Source organism: Nostoc sp. C057, from assembly GCF_013393925.1.
Lineage (GTDB): Bacteria > Cyanobacteriota > Cyanobacteriia > Cyanobacteriales > Nostocaceae > Nostoc > Nostoc muscorum_A.
In genome coordinates, this window is sequence record NZ_CP040281.1 from 4,424,813 (window position 1) to 4,443,862 (window position 19,050).

Sequence of the window (19,050 nt, forward strand, 5' to 3'; positions counted from 1 at the left end):
AACAGCAATGACAATTTTTGAAGGCTATAGGCGACAGCATCTTTACCAGAACTAGATGGAGACGCGATGCTTGCAACCGAGTATTACATTTAGCTAATATTTTTGTTTGCCAAACTCATCAATTGCTTATCCAAGTCTATTAGGTAATCTCTACCGTAAGTTCCATTCTCTAAGCCTGTGACAAGATGATTGGGAATGTCTTGTGTAATTTCTTCGCTACAAGAACCGGCAGCTAAAGCGATCGCAGCTACTGTATCCACATCCCCTGTAAAAGCGATACAATCTTGTAAAAGTTCGCTCATGCTGTCATTTCGCATCACGGCAGTAATCGCGGCTCTGACACTCATCCAACCTTTAGACTTCACTTTACCTTCCCAAGGTTTAGCCCATTCCCCAGATACATAACCTTGGAGAAACTCTCCTAATTTGCGTTTTGCTCCCAGTCGGTAGATAAAATAATGTGACATCAAAGCAGCGGCAACAGCAGCATTGATTCCATCGGTTGTATTGTGGGTAATTGCCGCTTGAATTGTTGCCGCCTCAATGACTTTTTCTGGTGTTGGATAGATGCCAATGGGTGCTGAACGCATTGCACCCCCGCTTTTATCACTATCAGGGTTAATTTTGGTTAAAAATTCTTCCCCATTCTGAATTTCTAGCAGAAAATGGTAGAAGTTTCGAGAATAACCTTCTCTATCATCGCGTTTAAAAGCTCTAACAAAACTATCGGCTAAAACTTCTGGTGTCCACGGTGCTTGAGCAACAATCACTTCCGCAATGGCAATGCTCATCTGGGTGTCATCGGTGTAGCTGCCAGGGATGAGTCGAAAACGGGGATGTTCGACGTATCGACTCAAATCGTTGTTAACGATCATCTCATCAGCATATTCAAAGCCTGCACCGTAGGCATCTGCAATTGCTAACTCTAGCAGCATAAGGGTATTAAATTAAAAACGGACGCGCCAGAAAAAAGCTAGCAATTGATTTAGCATCTACCGCCTCTCCTTCCAGAATAGCTTTCTCTAATTCTTCGGGAGTCAAAAACACAGTTTCGATATCCTCGTCTCCATCTTGTGCTGGTGGTGTCTCTAGCTTTTCCAAATCTCGCGCCAGAAAAGCATAGATAATCTCATCAGAATAACCAGGCGCTAGGAAAAATTCGCCTAATTTGTCCCATTTTTGGGCACTATAGCCTGTTTCTTCTTCGATTTCGCGCTGTATTGTCTCTAAAGGTTCTTCATTTGCTTCCACAGTTCCTGCCGGAAATTCTAATATCCGTCCCTGAATCGCAAAACGATACTGGCGCACCAGCACAAGTTTGCCCTCTGGTGTCACAGGCACTGCTAAAGCACCACCAGAGTGACGAATACATTCCCATTCTCCCTCCGCTTTATTAGGCAAACGCAAGCGATTGACTTCAAAATCAAACTTGCGTCCTTTATAAAACAAGCGTTGTTTTAGCAGTTGTGGTAATTCTCTACCTAATGGCATAGTAAAATCTGATTATCTGTTAAGTACAGAGGTGATATCAGCCTTTTCTGTGTTTTAAAGATGGTAATTTTAATTGCCCATCGATAAATGTACATCAGAACAGTCTACCTCTTTCAGCAGTTCTTTAATAACACACCCGGATACTGGTTCTATCCAATCGGGGGCAATTTCTGCCAGTGGTACTAACACAAAGGCCCGATCCCGCATTCGTGGATGAGGAATCTGGAGATTTGGTGTATCTACAATAAAGTCATCAAATAATAACAAATCTAAATCTAGAGTTCGTGGCCCCCAGCGTTCTTGACGCACACGCCCAAATTGTTGTTCAATTCCTAACAAAATTTCTAATAACTGCTGGGGTAGCATCTCTACCTGCAATGTCACACAGCCATTTAGATAATCTGGCTGTGGTGGCCCCACAGCTTTAGTTTTGTACCACCTGGATTTAGCTTCTAAGAGAATACCTGAGGTTTGGGCTAAACTTTTGATAGCTGCTTCTAAAATTGTTTGGGAATCGCCGATATTACTACCAAGGGCAACGGCGCTTCGTCTGGGCTTTATTGCTGCGTAACCAGCCGCAGCCATCGCAATCTCATTAATTAAGCCTTTTTCGGGCTGTCTGTATGGATACTTCGCTTTACTTGTTCCAAAAAATGCCAACAGTTTGCGTATTCCAATAGCTATCAAAAATGACCAGAAGTTTACAAAACTAAATTAACCAAATCTAAAAAACATTATTTTATGGTGAATTTAGTTAATTATTTATAGGATATTATACTAACACAATGGTGGTGTGCTAACCCCAAAGCTGATTGATGGTGGTTATTATAGTTACTACTTTGAGCGAGGAACTGACGTGGGGAAGCTTACCTCCTGGTTCAAGCGAAGACCAACTAACTTGAGTGACTCTGGACAAGGAGGAACAAATGAGAGCTTACCACGAGCATATATGGCACAGGCGAGGCAGTTACTGAGCAAATGAAAATTTTACCATCTAGGATGAAGACCAATCAGGCAACTGGCGGTAAACCACTCTATCGTCGCTTATGGTTTTGGGCAGGCTTGGGTGTAGGTGGTGGGATAGTTGCCTTGATCTATGGCATCAGTCTAATAGACCGCACTTTGCCAGATCAGGCCGAGTTAAATGCCGTGCTGAGAGAGCAAACGCTGACGATCAAAGCTGCTGATGGAACTATATTACAACAACAAGGTGAAGCAACTAGAGAACAGTTAAAACTGGAACAAATACCAGATAATTTAAAAAAAGCTTTCATCGCCTCAGAAGATAGAAGATTTAGGCAACACAACGGATTTGATCCACAAGGGATTGTCAGAGCGGGTTTGAATAATTTGCGATCGCAAGGTGTGGTAGAAGGTGGTAGCACCATCACCCAACAGTTAACGCGGATTCTCTTTTTGAAACAAGAACAGACAATCTGGCGCAAACTCAAGGAAGTCCGCCTAGCACAAAAAATGGAGCATGAATTAACCAAAGATCAGATTCTAGAGCGTTACCTGAATCTGGTTTATTTGGGAGGTGGAGCTTATGGTGTGGCAGATGCCGCCTGGGTATACTTTAGTAAATCCCCAGACCAGCTTACCCTTGCAGAAATGGCAACAATCGCAGGATTAGCCCCGGCTCCTAGCTTATATGCCCCAGACAAGAATCCCGAAGCGGCAATCCGGCGAAGAAATCTGGTATTGCAACGGATGCAAGAGGATGGAGTGATTACACCAGAGCAAAGGCAAGCAGCACTCCAAGAGTCATTAACTCTCAAAAGCAGTTTACCCAAGCGAGTACAAGTAGAATCACCATACTTTACCAGCTACATCCAAAAAGAATTGCCGAAGTATGTTCCTGCTAAAGTGCTGGCAAGTGAGGGATTAGTAGTGGAAACCACGCTGAACCCGGCTTGGCAGAAAGTGGCAGAAGAGGCGGTTGCCAAAACACTGCGAAATCAAGGGCGCTGGGAGAACTTTAAACAAGCAGCAATGGTTGCCATTGACCCCCGAAGCGGTGAAATTAAGGCAATGGTTGGGGGAAAAGACTTTGGTAAAAACCAGTTTAATCGAGTTACCCAGGCACAACGGCAGCCAGGATCGACATTTAAAGGGTTTGTATATGCCACTGCGATCGCTAGCGGTAAAAGTCCCTACGATAGTTACGAGGATGCACCCTTTGTAGTAGACGGCTACGAACCGAAAAACTATAGTGAAAGATTTCGGGGTTCAATGAATATCCGAGATGCTCTCACCCGCTCTATTAATATTATTGCGGTGAAGGTGTTGATTGATGTCGGATTTACGCCGACGATTAAACTTGCCCATGATATGGGCATAAAATCTGAACTCAAGCCCACCTATTCCTTGGCTCTCGGCTCAAATGAAGTAAATCTACTGGAGTTGACCAGCGCTTATGGCAGTTTTGCAACTCAGGGATTGCACACAGAACCTCATGGTATTACCCGCATCCTCAATCGCCAAGGTAAGGTAATCTGGTCAGCTAATTTCAAATCTAAACGCGCCCTTGACGCTGACAGTGCCGCCATCATGACTTGGATGCTACGTAACGTCGTAGAAGAGGGAACTGGTGCTGCTGCCCAATTAGGTGAAAGACCAGTAGCCGGCAAGACAGGTACTTCCGATGAAGCCCGCGATTTGTGGTTTATTGGCTACATTCCCCAAATGGTGACAGGAGTATGGCTAGGTAATGATGATAACCGCCCCACTTATGGCAGCAGTGGCAGCGCCGCTTACACCTGGCACGAATTTATGGAAAAAGCGGCAGAGGGAATGCCTGTCGAAAAGTTTCCCAAACGGCCAAAGTTAGAAGGTCGCAAAGGTACAATCAAAGCCCAGTCTATCAAGCCCAAACAAGTGCTGAATCGTTCTATTTCATCTAATGATGACTCAGAAGGGGAAAATGCTAGAAATTCTGATGATAGCGGTTCATCTAGGAGACGTAGGAGGAGGAGCTATTCTCAAGAAGAACAGCAATCAAGCGATTCTACCCCAAGACGGAGAAGGCGCGATCGCAGCGAAGAATCAAATTCTAGTAACTCTTCTTCAGAATCATCTACTCCCCGGCGGCGCTCTAGAAGAGTAGAATCTGATTCTCCCCCGCCTCCCAGAACTCGCCGTTCTTCCTCTCCTGACAATAATTCCGGTTCTTCATCGCCACAACCATCTTGGCGCGAAAGACTTAGACCTTCTAATTAATGAAGAGTGGGAATTGGGAATTCGGAATTGGGCATTGGGCATTGGGCAAAACAGTTCCGTTAGCGGATAGCTAAGGTTTAGCCCGTGAAGAGTTAGGAGTTACGAATTCTCCCCCTTGCCCCCTGCTCCCCTGCCTCCCCTGCCCCTCTGCCTTTTTTATGCAATATGAAGTTGCTCAAACTAAACTAGGGGAGGATGTTAAGTGATACGCTCATTCTATAGTGTGTCAAGTAGTGTTACTTAACATTGGAGAATATACTCATGCATATATTGATGCAGGCAGCCGATTCAGTTGCAACAGGTGGTGGTCATTTTCCCTTTGCTTTCACCTTGGTCTATGTCGTTGGTTTTATTGCTGCTGTAAGCATTGGTTCAATAGCTTGGTACAACTCGAAACGCCCCGCAGGTTGGGAAAGCAAAGAGCGTCCTGATTTTGTGCCTAAAGTTGATAAAGAAGAAACTCCGGGTGTGGGGAAACCGAAGTCATAATTTAGTCATTAGTCATTAGTCATTAGTCATTAGACTATGAACTTTTGACTATGATTAGGTTTGTACGTCAACCCAACGACGGTAAAGCTTTTGAATTTGTTTGAGAAGTTTAGTCTGAATCGGTTGAGTTGAATCATTTGGCTTCGCTATATCTTGCAATTGGGTCAAGAGTCTAGCTTCTTCGACGGCGACTTCGCCATCGCTATAAATTAAGCCACTGATGGCTTCAATCAGATTTTCACAATCTTCAAGGCTGGGGCGATCGCCTAAATACTCCCGCACCCAGTCATAACATTCTTTGGGCTGTACAGGAACTAATTCGTATAGCCAAGGCTTAATTTCTGGATCGTTAGCCAAACCTTTTGCTTGAGCTATTTCGCGGAGATATTGCCGTTCTTCTGGCTGGATTCTGCCATCAATCCAGGCTGCTCCAATCAGGATTTTAACTAAGTTTTTGACATTGGAAGGGGTAACCATTGCTGCCTCCTCTGGTAGATTCAGGCCACCATCAAATCGTACAATCCCAAACAGTATTCACTCGGAATTATTGGTTTTTCTTAAGCGAACCATAAAAAAGCCATCCATGTCCTGTCGGTGGGGCCAGACTTTAAACCAACCTTGAGGGGTGCTATATGCAGAAGCAGCCAACTCAATGCCCTTTGGAGGCTCAATTTGCCAATGAGGAGACTCAGCTAAAAATGCCGAAATCACTTCTTCGTTTTCTGCTGGATGCAATGTACAGGTGGCATAAACTAGTACACCACCAGCTTTGACAAAAGTTGATGTATGTGTTAACAATTCTTTTTGCAGCACCGAAAGTTCCAGGACAGATTCTGGTGTCTGTCGCCAACGAGCATCAGCATGACGGTGCATGGTTCCTAACCCGGAACATGGAGCATCTAATAATACGCGGTCTGCTGTGTTTTGAAATTGGTTGGAATGGCGGCTGTCGCCAGTATAAATTTGGATAGATTGTAAATTTAGGCGTTGAGAATTTTCTTGAAGTTTGCGAAGACGAGAAGCAGTGCGATCGCAAGCCCAAATTTTCCCGCTATCTGCCATCAATTCAGCAATGTGGGTTGTTTTACCCCCTGGTGCGGCACAGGCATCAATTACCACCTCACCTGGTTGGGGGTCGAGCAAATGACTTACCAATTGGGCGCTAGCATCTTGTACAGTCCACCAACCTTCTCTAAAACCAGGTAGTTTTTGAATTGATCCAGTATTACCCATGAATCTTAAAGCTTGGGGTAAATCAGGAATCCGTCTTACCAAAAGACCAACAGATTGCAAAGCCGCCTCAACTTCTTCGATTGAAGTGCAAAGTGGGTTGATACGCAAGTCAATTGTTGGTGATTGGTTCATCCATTCACACAGTTGTTCTGTCTCAGTCAAACCCAGTTGTTCTAACCAGATTTGAATAATCCAGTCAGGAAAACTATGTAAAATACCCAAGCGTTCCACTGGGTTTTCTGGAAGTTGTAACGGATCAAAATAGCGAACTGGGCATTGGGAACTGGGAATTGGGGACTGGGGATTGATTATTTGCCTTGTCCCCTTGTCCCCTTGTCCTCTTGTCCCCTTGTCCTCCCTGCTCCCCTGCCCCTCTTCCCCTCTGCCCCCTTGCCCCCCTGCTTTTCTAAGATACTGGCGTAATAGACCGTTAACAAAACCCGTAAGTCCAGAAAAACCGTTTTCTTTAGCGAGTTGGACGGTGGTATTAACAGCAGCAGAGGCGGGAATACGCTCTTGATAGCGCAGCTGGTAGAAACCCAAGTGTAAGATGGTGCGGAGGTCTGGGGGTTGTTGATGAGATTTCTTTTTGGCAAATTGATCTATGAGAGTATCAAGAGTGCGCTGCCTTCTGACGCTCCCATAAACCAATTCTGTCACCAAACGGCGATCGTGATCGGGCAAATTAACTTTTTGCAGTACTCTATCTAGGGCAACATCAGCATAAGCCCCCTTATGAACATCTCGCAGAGTGATAAAAGCTAGTTGACGGGGGTTTGTCATGGAAACATGAATCAGGAGTCAGGAGGCTTTTGTATTCTAACTCCCAACTCTTTACGAATTACGAATTATTGCATATACGGGTCTACACTAGCGATTTCAAACTCACATGCTCTAGAAACCTGTTCTGCTGGTAATTTACCAAAGCTGATTAATGGCAAATAAGTGGGGTTTGCCATCAGTTCTTTTGCCAATAAGAATCCAGTAATTGTCCAAGTTTGATATTTCCTAGCTTGTTTCCCAATCAGTCGCCCTTTCTTACCGTCGTAATATTCTGGCCATTGATCTGTACTGAGCCGTCCTTGAGCGGTTTCAATAGCCTTTTGTGCAAGACTTATTTTGTTAGTTTTCACAGCCGCGGCTGCCAACATCCACATTAAAACTGGCCAACTACCAGCATTGTGATACGACCAAGGGATATTTTTGGGGTCACATCCAGTTACAATTCTGTATTCTTCATGTTCTAAAGCTGGGAAACAAATTTTCATCGGCATATCTCCCACCAAATCATCCCATCGATCCTCAATGAGAGTCATAATTGCTTGTGACTGTTCTTCGGTGGCTAAGTCTGAAATAATCGCCATTAAGTTTCCGAGTGAAAAGAAGCGAGTATCTAGCTGCGACGGCCCGACATTACCCGCTAGATAGCCACCTTTTTTTGGCAACCACTTATCTAATTCATAATAGGGAACAGAATCTACATATATATTGAACAGATTCACAGCACCTTTACCATATTCTTCACTTTTGAAGCGATAAATTTCATTCAGGCGATTAATATCTATCCAATAATGCTGGCGAATATGAGCGCATAAAAGAGGCAACCTGTTATCAATGGCTGCCACAATATCGGAATTCCCTTGACAAATTAGCAGTTCACGAGATGCACGCAATGCCGTGTAAAAAAGAACTTGCAATTCTAAAGGATGCCCATAAATGCCCATACGACGGTCAATCATACAAGCACCATCTGGAACCAACAGCGTTGGGTACATATCAAAGCGATTCGCCAAGCAGATTTCCATAATTAACCTGATGCCATTTTGGAATTCAGGTTGATAAGCTAGAGAAAAATCTTCAGTGGCGATTACATAGGCACGTAACAAAATAATCCACCATAGGCAAGAATCAACAGGTGTAACTCTAGCGATCGCATGTTCGCCAAAGTCTGCTTCTAGATATTCTTGCCCATTGTCTGATACAACTTTGAAGCTAGCTGGTATTAATCCTCGTCCAGGCTTATAGGCATCTAATGCCTTTTCTTTAGGCTGTAACTTTAAGGTTTCTTCTAAGAAATTACGAACAATATCTGTTCTACCTTTGATCAGAAAAATTAGAGCTGAAGAGACAAAATCCCGAACAAAGCACTGGTCATAATTGAGAGCCTCTACAGATGCATCATAAGCGGCTACAGTACCAACGGGGCGGCCTTGATAATAGAGAATTGATTTTTCTAGTGTTAGCCACGCTTCTTCTACTTCTTTTAAATTTTCAGTAGTTTCCAATTCGTTTAGGTGCATCGCCAGAATAACTCCATTCGGGTTGTGAATTTGTGGTAGATGCGTCTTCATTCCTTATTTTTGCTATTCTCAGCATAACAAAAACGATTCTTTGAATAGCATAATTTGGAGAAATTTAATCAACTAACAACAAATAAATCTGCTGAAATTTTTACAGCCTTATTATTAGTTAATTGCCCTATAATCGATTACTGCATTGGTGAATTATAGTTGTTTTTATTCACCCATAGTAGTAATATAATTCTTCAAACAGTCACACAAGATATATTTTTAGATTATTTATTGTTCTGTTTCATGTCCAGAAGCTTTGCTTTACCAAACAAAAATATATTTTCAGTGCTGTTTAGGGTTTGTGTGAAGTTAAAACTGGTTGCAGTATATTTACTTGAGTAGGATTAGTTTTTGACACTAAGAGGTCAGATTATTCCCCTATAGAATAATAATTTATAACTTTTTTTCAGAATATGCAAGATGGATTCTTGAAAAATTTAAAATGTCAATACTTCTGAAGGGTTAAATTTTTTACCCTACTAGCAGATGACATGGGCTGTTTATAAAAGTAATTAAGTCTCATAGAGAGGTGTATAGACACGGAGTAGCTTGGCTCGTTAATTAAATAATCTCAGCATCTTTAGACCTGAAAGTATCAAAAGCTTGATTAATTGTTTGCATTAAAGCTTTTGCGATGCAGAACTGTTGACATCAGAATGATATTGTCTTGCTAATCGAAGATACGCAAGTTTAATAACGTTGGCATTATCACTCTGATTTACGCCTAATATTTCCCACCATTGTTCCCAAGTTTTTAAATCCCAAAGCCTAATAGTCTGATCGGCGCTACCACTTGCAAGGATTTTACCATCGGGACTTATGGTGACAGACAAAACTGCATCTGAGTGTCCATTCAAGGTGCGTTTTACTTTTCCCGTGTATTCCCGCCTACAGTTGCAGAAATGCCAGTACCTGCTAGGGTTCCGCCTGCGATAAACGCTGCGCCTGTTTTAGAGCTTAAATTTTGAATTAACTTCTTGTAAACTAAAAAAAGTCAAAATACTTAAATTTACCAAGCTTAAATTTACCAAGTTTATTTATATAAAATTCAAACTGTTATCATAAATCTTCAGGTGTTAAACCTGTCAGTTTAGCAATTCTTGCTAACATCCGAGGCCCAATCTCTTGACCATCATGAAAGGCAAACACAAAATCAGCCCAATCAGGACGTGTCAGAATTTTATGTGAACCTGACTGGCGTTTAATCTCCCAACCAATACGTAGCAAAGCAGCTAGGACACGCTTTGCCTTTGTGCTAGACCACTCACTCATGCTGCGGCAAATGAAACGCTGACTAGCTCTGGAGTTACTTCTCCATGTTCCAGCTTATCTGCTAACACACGTAGAGCTAATGCTTGAACTCTGGCAACTGCTTCTTCTGGTGTCTGACCGTAAGCCAGTACACCAGGAAAACCAATCACTTCAGCCAGAAAGCGTCCATCCTCTTCTTGTTCAATCTCTATCGTGAAGTTCATAGGTAAGCCAGTGATTGTAATAAAAGCGATTCCTGGATAAAACAAAAAATTTATATGACCTCAATTGATTCTAGCAGGCACAAAAAAGCCAGAGCCTTAAAACCTAGCAGCCACTGCCCTACGAAAGAACTCTGTAGCAAATGTGGACTATGCAATACATACTATATTCGCTATGTCAGGTAAGCTTACGCTTTTGTTAATAAGCAAATAGGCGAACTTGAAGAAGAAACTCACACGCGATCAAAAAAAGCTTACCAAGCAAATTCTTCCACAGAAATATCAATAATATTTTGGTGTGATGCCTACGGCGGTAAACTAAGCACTTTCCATAACACGAAGATTTTGTGGAATCAATGAGTATCAATCACTTACTTAATATCACATCAACTAGAAACCTTCCATGCCATTATCCAAACTCAAGATACTCAATAATAGTTCCATCAGGATGCATCGCTCGCATATTTGCTCCAGTGGTAACTTTGTTCGGTTCCGCCAGAATCACTGCACCCTGCTGAATAAGTGCTTCTTTAAAATCATTGAGTGAGTCCACAAGAAATGTTGCGTGTGTACTCTTGAATGGAGAGAGTGCTTCTGCTGAACCAGCAATTAAAAGAATAGAACCCACACTTGCGAGTTCCAACTCAGACTCGGAATATTGAAACCACAACCAACATTTTTCTGTAAAAAGGTTTTCATAGAAAGCGATCGCCTCATCCAAGTCTACTGGACTAAGATAGACTCTGGTTAATACTTTAAGAATTTGCATTGCAAACTGTCTATTAGGCAGCTAATGGATTTTGTTTTGCTTACTCAGCAATCATAGTTAACTAAGATTGATCAAGAAATAGTCTATCTTCAACTTGAAAAGGTCTTCAATTTTCTGTTCACCTAGCTCTTGATAATGTTGTTCGCAGTTAATCAAAATACATTTCATTTCTACTCCTTTAGCCCCACATAAGTCATCTGTATAGCTATAACCAATATATATACATAGATTTTGCAACAGTACCTAGTTTGAGGAGTATGTCAGAGAAAATAGCAGAAAGATGTTTTCTGATGCCATCTTGAATTAATATCTCTACAAGAAAAAATATGTCTGACGCTCCCATAGTATATAAGCGGTACTAAATTAGTAATACATCAGGTGTAGTTTAAATAATTACAGATTCCGAATTACGAATTGTTTCAAATTTTTTTCCCTGTGCGTAGATAAAATAATTATCTGTCACTTTTACCTCAGCCTGAAAGCCTGCTTTTTTTAGCTTATCCTTAAGTTCATCTGGCTGATAAAAAATTTTGACAATCTGAAATTCTTGACCATCATTTAATTTACGAGTTTTATATATGTTTCCGTCGTCTTCAAGGATATGATTGTTAGCTGTGGATGTCGGTTCAAAGGAAGAGTCAATGATAAATACTTCCCCACCAAGGCGAACAGATTGGTAGACTTTCGTCAAAAAAGAATCGAGTAATTTTGGTGGCACATGAGATAGCCAAAAGGCGAAGAAAACCAAATCATATTCAGTGTCAGGTTGCCAAGTAAATAAATCAATTAGGTGATATTCAACACTCAGTGAATTTAACTTCGAGCGATTAATTGCAATCATTTCTTCAGAGGCATCGATCGCAGTAATCTTTTTACCGATCCTTAAAAGCTCCTGCGTCCAGATCCCTGTTCCAGATGCTAACTCCAAAATATCATCCATTAAACCAATTTGGTGTAATGTATTTTTTATCACAGCTACTTCATTAAACCAGCGCTGGTTGATTTCGGGACTGCGATCGTAGCGTCCTTTCCTATAGAACCACTCATCATATTCATTGGCTCTAGCGCGATAGTACTCAATCTGTTGTTGAAGAATATTATCTGTCATCGCGTCCTTTCTGATCCGATTGAATTTATATTTGACACTGCTATGACTTTTAGTAAGATTTTTTTCTTCAACGAATAAACTTGCATTTCATCTGTAATTATGTGATATTTTTATCATCCCACAATAATACGGCGAATCAGTAAACTTATCGTAGATTTATCTTTGAGTCGCTAAAATCTGATATTTATTTACTCCTGAAAGCAGAATGAAGATGTTTACTAAGTTCTCTTCAAGTCGATTTTTGGGTATGGCTTTTGCCTTCCTCCAAAAGTTCAAACAGCAAAGAATCCACACCTTTTCTTTATTATTTGCATTGGGACTTAGCTTAACTTTGGCTATCTCTGCTTGCTCTCCAAGTGCAAGTAACAATGGAACAACTCAGACAGCTAGCCCCAACCCAGTAGCTAGCGGCACTACAATTCGTATAGGCTACCAGAAAGCGTCAACTGTCCTCTATGCACTGAAAGCGAGAGAAGAATTAGAAAAAGCCTTTGCAACTTCAGGATCTTCCGTAACTTGGTCAGAATTTCCGGCTGGGCCTCCAATGCTAGAAGCATTGAATGCAGGTAGCATTGATTTTGGCTATACCGGAGAATCACCACCAATATTTGCCCAAGCTGGGGGTATTCCTCTAGTTTATGTTGCCTACGATCCTTGGAGTCCAAAAGCCGAAGCCATCATAGTACCCAAGGATTCACCTATTAAAAGTGTGGCTGAACTCAAAGGCAAAAAAGTTACTTTTGCCAAAGGTTCTAATGCTAACTACCTATTGGTGAAAGCGCTCGAAAAAGCAGGGGTACAGTACAGTGACATCCAGCCAGCAACTCTCCCACCCGCCGATGCTCGTGCTGCCTTTGAAGGAAAAAAGGTTGATGCTTGGGCAATTTGGGACCCATATTTAGCCGCAGCAGAAGCAGCAACAGGCGCACGCATTTTAGCAGACGCAACGGAATTAGCTCCCAATCGTGGTTATTATCTAGCTGCAAAATCTTTTGTTGATGCCAAGCCTGATGCTTTGAAAATAGTTTTGGATAGAGTGAAGAAAGTTAGTGACTGGGCAAAAAATAATCCTAGTGAAGTTGCTAAACTTCTTGCCCCAGCTTTGGGTATAGATGCTCCTGTGTTGGAAATAGCAGAAAAGCGACGTGAATATGATGTACTTCCGCTCACAGATGAAGTGATTACTAAACAACAAGAGATTGCAGATACCTTCTACAAAATTAAGTTGATACCGAAAGAAATCAAAGTTAAGGAAATTGTTTGGCAAGGAAAAGTGAATAATTAATAAATAATTATTTTTGAATTCCGAATAATGTTACAAGTTAACATAACACGTTTAAAAGTTATTATGCCTTTGTTAAATTCCAAAAATAGATTTTTCGGTAAGCTTAATAGCCTAAATTTAAGTACTAACCAGTTAAGTTCGTTAGTTATATTTGGTATATTATTCTCTCTGGGAACTAGTATTGGTGTAGCGCAAGTCAGAACAACACCTAAACCGGGATTCACACTGCAACTTTTACATACTTCCGACCAAGAAGCAGGCGTTCCAGCACTGAAGGATGCACCAAACTTTTCCGCAGTGTTAAATGCACTCAAAAATCAGGATGCTAATCGTGACGGTAAGCCTGATTATCCTAATACCTTAATCCTTTCATCTGGAGATGCCTATATTCCCAGTCCCTTCTTATTTGCTAGTGATACAGTTTTTGGTGGACAGGGAAGAGGAGATATTTTAATTTTAAATGCTCTAGGGTTTAGTGCGATCGCCTTTGGTAATCACGAATTTGACTTAGGTACGGGTGTTGTTGCCGATTTACTCGGTGCTAAAAAAGATTACCCAGGTACAAATTTTCCTTATCTCAGCACAAATCTAGACTTCAGCACTGATAAAGACCTGGCAAAATTAGTTACTGCTGATGGACAAGAGGCAAATAAAATTCCTAATAAAATTGCCCGTAGTACCATCATTACCCTCAATGGTGAAAAAATTGGTGTAGTTGGGGCGACAACTCCCACTCTGCGGACTATTTCTTCTCCCGGTGGTGTGACTGTGTTGCCTAAAGAATTTAACGATCGTAATGCCGCAGACATCGCCGCCTTAGCTGCTGAAATTCAAACTTCTGTCGATGCACTGCTGACAAAAAACCCAGATATTAATAAAGTTATTCTGTTGGCGCACATGCAGCAAATTGCTATTGAGCAAAAGCTAGCAACATTACTCAAAGGCGTAGATATCGTTGTTGCTGGTGGTTCTAATACCTTACTAGCCGACAAAACAGACCGTCTACGAGTCGGTGATAAATCTGCTGGAAGTTATCCAATTCTCACAAAAGCAGCAGATGGTAATCCGATAGCCGTAGTTAATACCGATGGAAACTATCGTTATGTTGGTCGTCTAGTAGTTAACTTTGATGCCAATGGAGTGATTATTCCGTTTAGTATTGACTCCAAAATCAGTGGTGCTTATGCGACTGACTCTAAAGGTGTAGCAACTGTCGGCGGGAAACCCAATCCTAAAATTGTCGCCATTACAGAGGCACTTCAAAAAGTGATTATTGCCCAAGATGGTAAAATTTTTGGGAAAACCAACGTCTTCCTCAATGGCTGGCGCGGTGATGTCCGCACACAAGAAACCAATTTAGGGAATTTGACAGCCGAAGCTAATTTAGCGATCGCTAAACGATACGATCCTAAGACAGTCATTTCCATCAAAAATGGCGGTGGTATCCGTGACAATATCGGTATCTACACTTTTCCCCCAGGTTCGACTCGCTCACAAGATGTTATCAAACTACCACCTCAAGCAAATCCTGTAGCAGGTAAGAAAGCAAAAGAAATTTCCCAACTTGATATCACCAATGCGCTACGATTCAACAATAGCTTGACTTTAGTTACTCTGAGTGCAACAGAATTACTGGCAGTGATTGAACACAGTGTAGCAGCGATCGCACCCAGTGCTACCCCTGGCAGTTTTCCCCAAGTAGCGGGATTAACCTTTAGCTTTGATCCAGATTTGCCAGCAGGTAAGCGCGTCAAATCCCTTGCTATCAAGGATGATCAGGGCAAAATTATTGATGTAGTAGTTAAAAATGCAGAGTTAGTGGGTAATCCTAATCGGATCTTCCGCACTGTTACCCTCAACTTCCTCGCAACTGGTGGTGATGGCTATCCTTTTCCGAAAACAGAACGGGTTGATTTGACATCAAAAGATGCTGATAAGAGCAAACGCACAGGTTTAGCCACCTTTGCTGCTGATGGTTCCGAGCAAGATACATTAGCCGAATATCTGGCTGCTAACTTTAAGCAGATTCCCTTTTCTCAAGGGGATGTGCCACCCGCAGAAGATACTTGCATTCAAAATCTCAAATTGCGTAAAGATGTGGTGTTATCAGATTAATTATTTGTGCCTACCTACTTAAAGATGTATAAGTTTGCCCCGGCTTGGGAGAACGAGCAAATAGTATTTGGTGCTGCGCGGCCTGGATACACTAATAAGCAGGTTCACGATTGGATACAATTCATGAAGTGCCAAAATATTAAGCGAGTTTGTTGCCTTCTTCCCAATCAACAACTAGCTCATTACTCTAATCTTCTGGATAGCTACAAACAGGAATTTGGTAATCAGCTAGTATGTTGGGCACCAATTGTAGATTTCCATCTATCTGATTTAGAAACCCTCACACAGAAAATACTTCCTTTCTTAATAGAAGCAGACAAACAAAATCAGAAGGTAGTTGTACACTGCTCTGGTGGAATTGGACGTACTGGACATGTATTAGCAGCATGGCTAGTTAGTGTCCGAGGATTATCAAATCAAGCTGCGATCGCTGCTGTCAAGAAAACAGGTAGAAATCCTTATGAAGCTGCATTAGCTGCTGTGTTTAGAGGTAGAAATCCGTTGAAAGTTGTAAAAGAACTTGACTTGCTTCTAAATGATTGCCGTCTAGCAATACATAAAGTTTTTTGATTTTGCTATCATCCTGTTTAATCAGTCTCTTGGCAAGGTAAATTCTATGGCAATGGTTCTAGATAAAGTAGTTCCTTTTGGGAGATCAATGGATGAATATATAAAAATATTCAATTTAACAGACGTAGATTTAAATAAAAAAATCCTTGGAATTGGGGACGGCCCGGCAAGCTTTAATGCAGAAATGACACGTCAGGGTAAAAGTGTAGTTTCTGTTGACCCACTATACCAATTTTCTGGTGATGAGATATTGCAACGATTTAATGAAGTGGTAGATAACATCATTAACCAAGTCAAGGCTACATCGAAAGATTGGGTATGGGGCTATCATAAATCTCCAGATGATTTGCGACACAATCGAGTCAAAGTTATTAGAGAATTTTTGTCTGATTATGAAAATGGCAAAAAAAGCAATAGATACATAGTCGATGAGTTTCCAAAATTAGAATTTAAAGATCAAGAGTTTGACATAGCCCTGTGTTCACATTTATTGTTTTTATATTCAGACCATCTCGATTACAACTTTCACCTAAATTCTATAGGTGAAATGCTACGTATTGCTAAGGAAATCAGAATATTTCCCCTGATAACTTTAATGTGGAAACATTCTCAACATTTAGATGAAATAGTAAAACATTACACTTCAATGGGTTACAAAATCGATATTGAAAATGTTGAATATGAGCTACAGCCTGGTGGAAATAAAATGTTGAAGATAACCAGAGATGTTTAGAAAATTCATAATTAGTAATTTTCAGGAATTATATTCTGATTACTAAAAAGGATTTTGTCAACAAGCGCTCAATGATTCAATAATTTTTAATGCGATCGTACCGCTCACTACAATCAGCGTTATTATGTGGCATTTCTACCAGAAATGGACATCGGTGTCGCTGTTACCAAGTTGCATTTATGGTCAGTATACTTTGCTGCGATGAGCGATACTCTTGCAGAGTCACTTCATGAACATTACAAAAGATACCTGCACAAGTTGATCTTCTACTGAGTAGAATTTGCTGTTGGGAAGTGGCATGAGTTGAAAGTGCTTGTAAATGGTTGATGAACGCCAAGATTTAAAGGTGTTGGAATGCGGTGGAGTGAGTCCGGTTTTAATCATTTGTTATATTTACGACTAGCTTGGGTGAATGGACGTTTTTGATAACTTATTTCCAGATTCTACTTTGCCATCCCCTAACCGCTAGATGTGCCCTAATGCTTTGAGATGAAAAAATAAATGTATATATAGGTTTCAAAATTATTACTTTTGGATAATTTAATTTCAAATAAATATCCTTATAAATAATGATATAGGTATTGAATACCTATGTACGTAAGTGAGGTAATTATGTCAATTATAGCCAAACAACAAGAGTTATTTGTGGAGATACCTTCAGACCAACAGCAACTTCTGTCTGGAGGACAATTATTTTCAAGAAGGCGAATTGCTCGTGATATGCGAGGTAATCCTGATATTAGAATCACCGGGAATCTGACCACTGCTGATGGGAATCAAATTCCCATCCTAGTTTTAGGTTTTAGGCTTGACCAATAGTAAGCCATGACTATAAATACCATAGGTAAAGCTTTGGAATTCATATAGGAACAAGATTGATATAATTCACTCAATATCAATTAGTCTTGAGAGAATTGTATTAGTTTTTAATGTTTTCCAAAATCATGAAATTAATGAAATAAAAGCGATAAATGGATGTTATCATTAGCATCCATTTTTTGTTGATCATACAATTGTAAACGAGCAATTTCTTATAGATAGATATGAGTTTAATCTAGACTAAAAGTAGATATGCAACTCAATGTTGTTTAGGGATATGAGGATATTTAAGAATATAAATCAAATAATTAAATAAAATTCTGGCAAAGCGATCGCTCTCAAAACTACCAGATGCGATCGCTTTGCTGGTATATGTTTAATGCCCCGTGCGGTTGCTTTGCTAGTCTTTAGGTCGTCTGAGGTCATCCGGTGCTTCACCAAGGGTATGCTGTGCAGCATGACGGATATGAAGAATACGCACTGTCGATATTTCTTGTCCTGCCAAAATTGTGAAAATTATTCGGTATAAGTTGCGCCCTCGACCGTAAAGTATCTGACGAATTTCTTGGCTAAAATAATCATTTTCTCTAGCTAGAGAACATCGGCTTGGCATTTGCGATAAAGACTCAATGACTTGGAGTAATCCTGCATACCACTGACTTGCCCTTTCAGGAGAAGTAACTTGAGATAACTGCAAAAATGCGCTGTCTGCTTCTGCTTCAGCTACGCTAGAGATTTCAATGCGGTATTTCATGAATCGGCTGGCAGATTATACTTGCGACGCTGCTCGTCAGCAAAATCATCAAATGAACGGAATCTACCCGCTTCAAAGTCTTCTAATCCTTGCTGAATACCCTTAATAGCTGCTTCTGAGTCTTGCACCTCCCACTCTAGGACAGCCTCTAGCAATTGTGTTGCAACGAAACTAACATCTTGTCCTTGCTGTGCAGCTTTCTCGCGCAGTCGTACTTCTAATTCTGGGCTAAGGGAAACAACGATCGCCATAATCGGATATTTTGCGGAAGGTTTATAGATATAATTTTATTTCAGAATATCTGATAAAGCTGCGTAGGCGTAGCCAGCCGTAGGCATCGCTCTGGCCACAATCACTCATACTGTCACCATTGATCGTATTGAATCAGGGGATGCTGGCTCAAAATGTAACACCATAATTTGCTCTGGGCGTAAACCGACAGATTCATAAGTGCGGCCAGAGCGATCTCTAAATTCAACCTCAAATGCAGCGCCATCAGCTAATAATTCTACTACTGTGCCAACTTGACTACGGTACAGGTTGTATTCAGGTAAATTAACTGTAAGTGCTACGACATCCAGCAACTTGATTGTATTTTTAGTCATATTCCAAGCTGAAATCTAGAGTGTAGATTTGTAAAAA

The 19,050-nt window shown here is 41.0% G+C and carries 21 protein-coding genes and 3 pseudogenes; 9 read left to right on the forward strand and 15 right to left on the reverse strand.

What is annotated here, in order from left to right; genetic code table 11:
* Positions 1 to 89: 89 nt before the first annotated feature.
* From FD724_RS18990 to folK, 3 genes are all read right to left on the reverse strand, one after another.
* Positions 90 to 935: an ADP-ribosylglycohydrolase family protein gene (locus tag FD724_RS18990; protein WP_179073697.1), complete on the reverse strand. Its 846-nt coding sequence runs from the start codon at positions 933 to 935 to the stop codon at positions 90 to 92.
* Positions 936 to 942: 7 nt separating this feature from the next.
* Positions 943 to 1,491: an NUDIX hydrolase gene (locus FD724_RS18995; protein ID WP_179073698.1), complete on the reverse strand. Its 549-nt coding sequence runs from the start codon at positions 1,489 to 1,491 to the stop codon at positions 943 to 945.
* A gap of 69 nt (positions 1,492 to 1,560) precedes the next feature.
* The gene (gene folK, locus FD724_RS19000; protein ID WP_179075551.1) at positions 1,561 to 2,076 is read right to left on the reverse strand and encodes a 2-amino-4-hydroxy-6-hydroxymethyldihydropteridine diphosphokinase; all 516 of its coding nucleotides are present in this window, start codon (positions 2,074 to 2,076) and stop codon (positions 1,561 to 1,563) included.
* A 364-nt stretch (positions 2,077 to 2,440) separates the two neighbouring features.
* On the opposite strand from folK, the pseudogene FD724_RS19010 reads away from it, so the two are divergent.
* Positions 2,441 to 4,710, forward strand: a pseudogene (locus FD724_RS19010) (transglycosylase domain-containing protein).
* A gap of 261 nt (positions 4,711 to 4,971) precedes the next feature.
* On the forward strand, positions 4,972 to 5,199 hold the full coding sequence (psb35, locus tag FD724_RS19015; RefSeq protein ID WP_114085228.1) for a photosystem II assembly protein Psb35: 228 nt from the start codon (positions 4,972 to 4,974) through the stop codon (positions 5,197 to 5,199).
* A 54-nt stretch (positions 5,200 to 5,253) separates the two neighbouring features.
* Here the strand turns inward: psb35 and FD724_RS19020 are convergent, their stop codons facing one another.
* The 6 genes from FD724_RS19020 to FD724_RS19045 form a co-directional block, all read right to left on the reverse strand.
* Positions 5,254 to 5,676 (reverse strand): TerB family tellurite resistance protein, encoded by a 423-nt coding sequence (locus FD724_RS19020; RefSeq protein ID WP_114085227.1) that lies wholly within the window; start codon positions 5,674 to 5,676, stop codon positions 5,254 to 5,256.
* A 57-nt stretch (positions 5,677 to 5,733) separates the two neighbouring features.
* Positions 5,734 to 7,215, reverse strand: a complete 1,482-nt coding sequence (locus tag FD724_RS19025) for a 16S rRNA (cytosine(967)-C(5))-methyltransferase (RefSeq protein WP_179073699.1) — start codon at positions 7,213 to 7,215, stop codon at positions 5,734 to 5,736.
* 65 nt (positions 7,216 to 7,280) lie between these two features.
* Entirely contained in the window at positions 7,281 to 8,732 is a 1,452-nt protein-coding gene (locus FD724_RS19030; protein ID WP_179075553.1) for a glycoside hydrolase 100 family protein, read from the reverse strand.
* Between the two features lie 671 nt (positions 8,733 to 9,403).
* Positions 9,404 to 9,640: a WD40 repeat domain-containing protein gene (locus tag FD724_RS19035; protein ID WP_114085225.1), complete on the reverse strand. Its 237-nt coding sequence runs from the start codon at positions 9,638 to 9,640 to the stop codon at positions 9,404 to 9,406.
* 202 nt (positions 9,641 to 9,842) lie between these two features.
* Positions 9,843 to 10,055: a type II toxin-antitoxin system HicA family toxin gene (locus FD724_RS19040; RefSeq protein WP_179073700.1), complete on the reverse strand. Its 213-nt coding sequence runs from the start codon at positions 10,053 to 10,055 to the stop codon at positions 9,843 to 9,845.
* On the reverse strand, positions 10,052 to 10,258 hold the full coding sequence (locus tag FD724_RS19045) for a type II toxin-antitoxin system HicB family antitoxin (RefSeq protein WP_114085253.1): 207 nt from the start codon (positions 10,256 to 10,258) through the stop codon (positions 10,052 to 10,054). Before FD724_RS19045 ends, FD724_RS19040 begins: the two co-directional genes overlap by 4 nt.
* 54 nt (positions 10,259 to 10,312) lie before the next feature.
* On the opposite strand from FD724_RS19045, the pseudogene FD724_RS40995 reads away from it, so the two are divergent.
* Positions 10,313 to 10,504 (forward strand): annotated as a pseudogene (locus FD724_RS40995) (hypothetical protein); the annotation flags it as partial.
* A 160-nt stretch (positions 10,505 to 10,664) separates the two neighbouring features.
* On the opposite strand, the gene FD724_RS19050 reads toward FD724_RS40995, so the two are convergent.
* Positions 10,665 to 11,024 carry a VOC family protein gene (locus FD724_RS19050; RefSeq protein WP_114085223.1) on the reverse strand — a complete coding sequence of 120 codons (360 nt, stop codon included), beginning with the start codon at positions 11,022 to 11,024 and terminating at the stop codon, positions 10,665 to 10,667.
* A gap of 385 nt (positions 11,025 to 11,409) precedes the next feature.
* The gene (locus FD724_RS19055) at positions 11,410 to 12,132 is read right to left on the reverse strand and encodes a class I SAM-dependent methyltransferase (protein WP_179073701.1); all 723 of its coding nucleotides are present in this window, start codon (positions 12,130 to 12,132) and stop codon (positions 11,410 to 11,412) included.
* Positions 12,133 to 12,343: 211 nt separating this feature from the next.
* Here FD724_RS19055 and FD724_RS19060 point away from each other — a divergent pair, with 211 nt between their 5' ends.
* The 6 genes and pseudogenes from FD724_RS19060 to FD724_RS19085 all read left to right on the forward strand — a co-directional run bounded on the left by FD724_RS19060 (position 12,344) and on the right by FD724_RS19085 (position 17,654).
* Positions 12,344 to 13,417, forward strand: coding sequence for a sulfonate ABC transporter substrate-binding protein (locus FD724_RS19060; RefSeq protein WP_179073702.1), 1,074 nt, complete (start codon positions 12,344 to 12,346; stop codon positions 13,415 to 13,417).
* A gap of 27 nt (positions 13,418 to 13,444) precedes the next feature.
* Positions 13,445 to 15,532 carry a 5'-nucleotidase C-terminal domain-containing protein gene (locus FD724_RS19065; protein WP_179073703.1) on the forward strand — a complete coding sequence of 696 codons (2,088 nt, stop codon included), beginning with the start codon at positions 13,445 to 13,447 and terminating at the stop codon, positions 15,530 to 15,532.
* Between the two features lie 24 nt (positions 15,533 to 15,556).
* On the forward strand, positions 15,557 to 16,102 hold the full coding sequence (locus tag FD724_RS19070; protein WP_179075554.1) for a dual specificity protein phosphatase family protein: 546 nt from the start codon (positions 15,557 to 15,559) through the stop codon (positions 16,100 to 16,102).
* Positions 16,103 to 16,148: 46 nt separating this feature from the next.
* On the forward strand, positions 16,149 to 16,835 hold the full coding sequence (locus FD724_RS19075) for an SAM-dependent methyltransferase (RefSeq protein ID WP_179073704.1): 687 nt from the start codon (positions 16,149 to 16,151) through the stop codon (positions 16,833 to 16,835).
* Between the two features lie 302 nt (positions 16,836 to 17,137).
* Positions 17,138 to 17,304: pseudogene (locus FD724_RS19080) on the forward strand (ISKra4 family transposase); the annotation flags it as partial.
* Between the two features lie 143 nt (positions 17,305 to 17,447).
* Positions 17,448 to 17,654 (forward strand): hypothetical protein, encoded by a 207-nt coding sequence (locus FD724_RS19085; protein ID WP_114083086.1) that lies wholly within the window; start codon positions 17,448 to 17,450, stop codon positions 17,652 to 17,654.
* A 300-nt stretch (positions 17,655 to 17,954) separates the two neighbouring features.
* Here FD724_RS19085 and FD724_RS41000 read toward each other — a convergent pair whose 3' ends face one another.
* The 4 genes from FD724_RS41000 to FD724_RS19100 form a co-directional block, all read right to left on the reverse strand.
* The gene (locus FD724_RS41000; RefSeq protein ID WP_256874316.1) at positions 17,955 to 18,080 is read right to left on the reverse strand and encodes a hypothetical protein; all 126 of its coding nucleotides are present in this window, start codon (positions 18,078 to 18,080) and stop codon (positions 17,955 to 17,957) included.
* Positions 18,055 to 18,408, reverse strand: a complete 354-nt coding sequence (locus tag FD724_RS19090) for a type II toxin-antitoxin system RelE/ParE family toxin (RefSeq protein WP_179073705.1) — start codon at positions 18,406 to 18,408, stop codon at positions 18,055 to 18,057. The genes FD724_RS41000 and FD724_RS19090 overlap by 26 nt, the downstream gene beginning before the upstream one ends.
* Complete coding sequence (locus FD724_RS19095; protein ID WP_179073706.1) at positions 18,405 to 18,659, reverse strand: hypothetical protein; 255 nt, start codon at positions 18,657 to 18,659, stop codon at positions 18,405 to 18,407. The genes FD724_RS19090 and FD724_RS19095 overlap by 4 nt, the downstream gene beginning before the upstream one ends.
* A gap of 105 nt (positions 18,660 to 18,764) precedes the next feature.
* On the reverse strand, positions 18,765 to 19,013 hold the full coding sequence (locus FD724_RS19100) for a DUF4926 domain-containing protein (protein ID WP_179073707.1): 249 nt from the start codon (positions 19,011 to 19,013) through the stop codon (positions 18,765 to 18,767).
* Between the last annotated feature and the right edge of the window lie 37 nt (positions 19,014 to 19,050).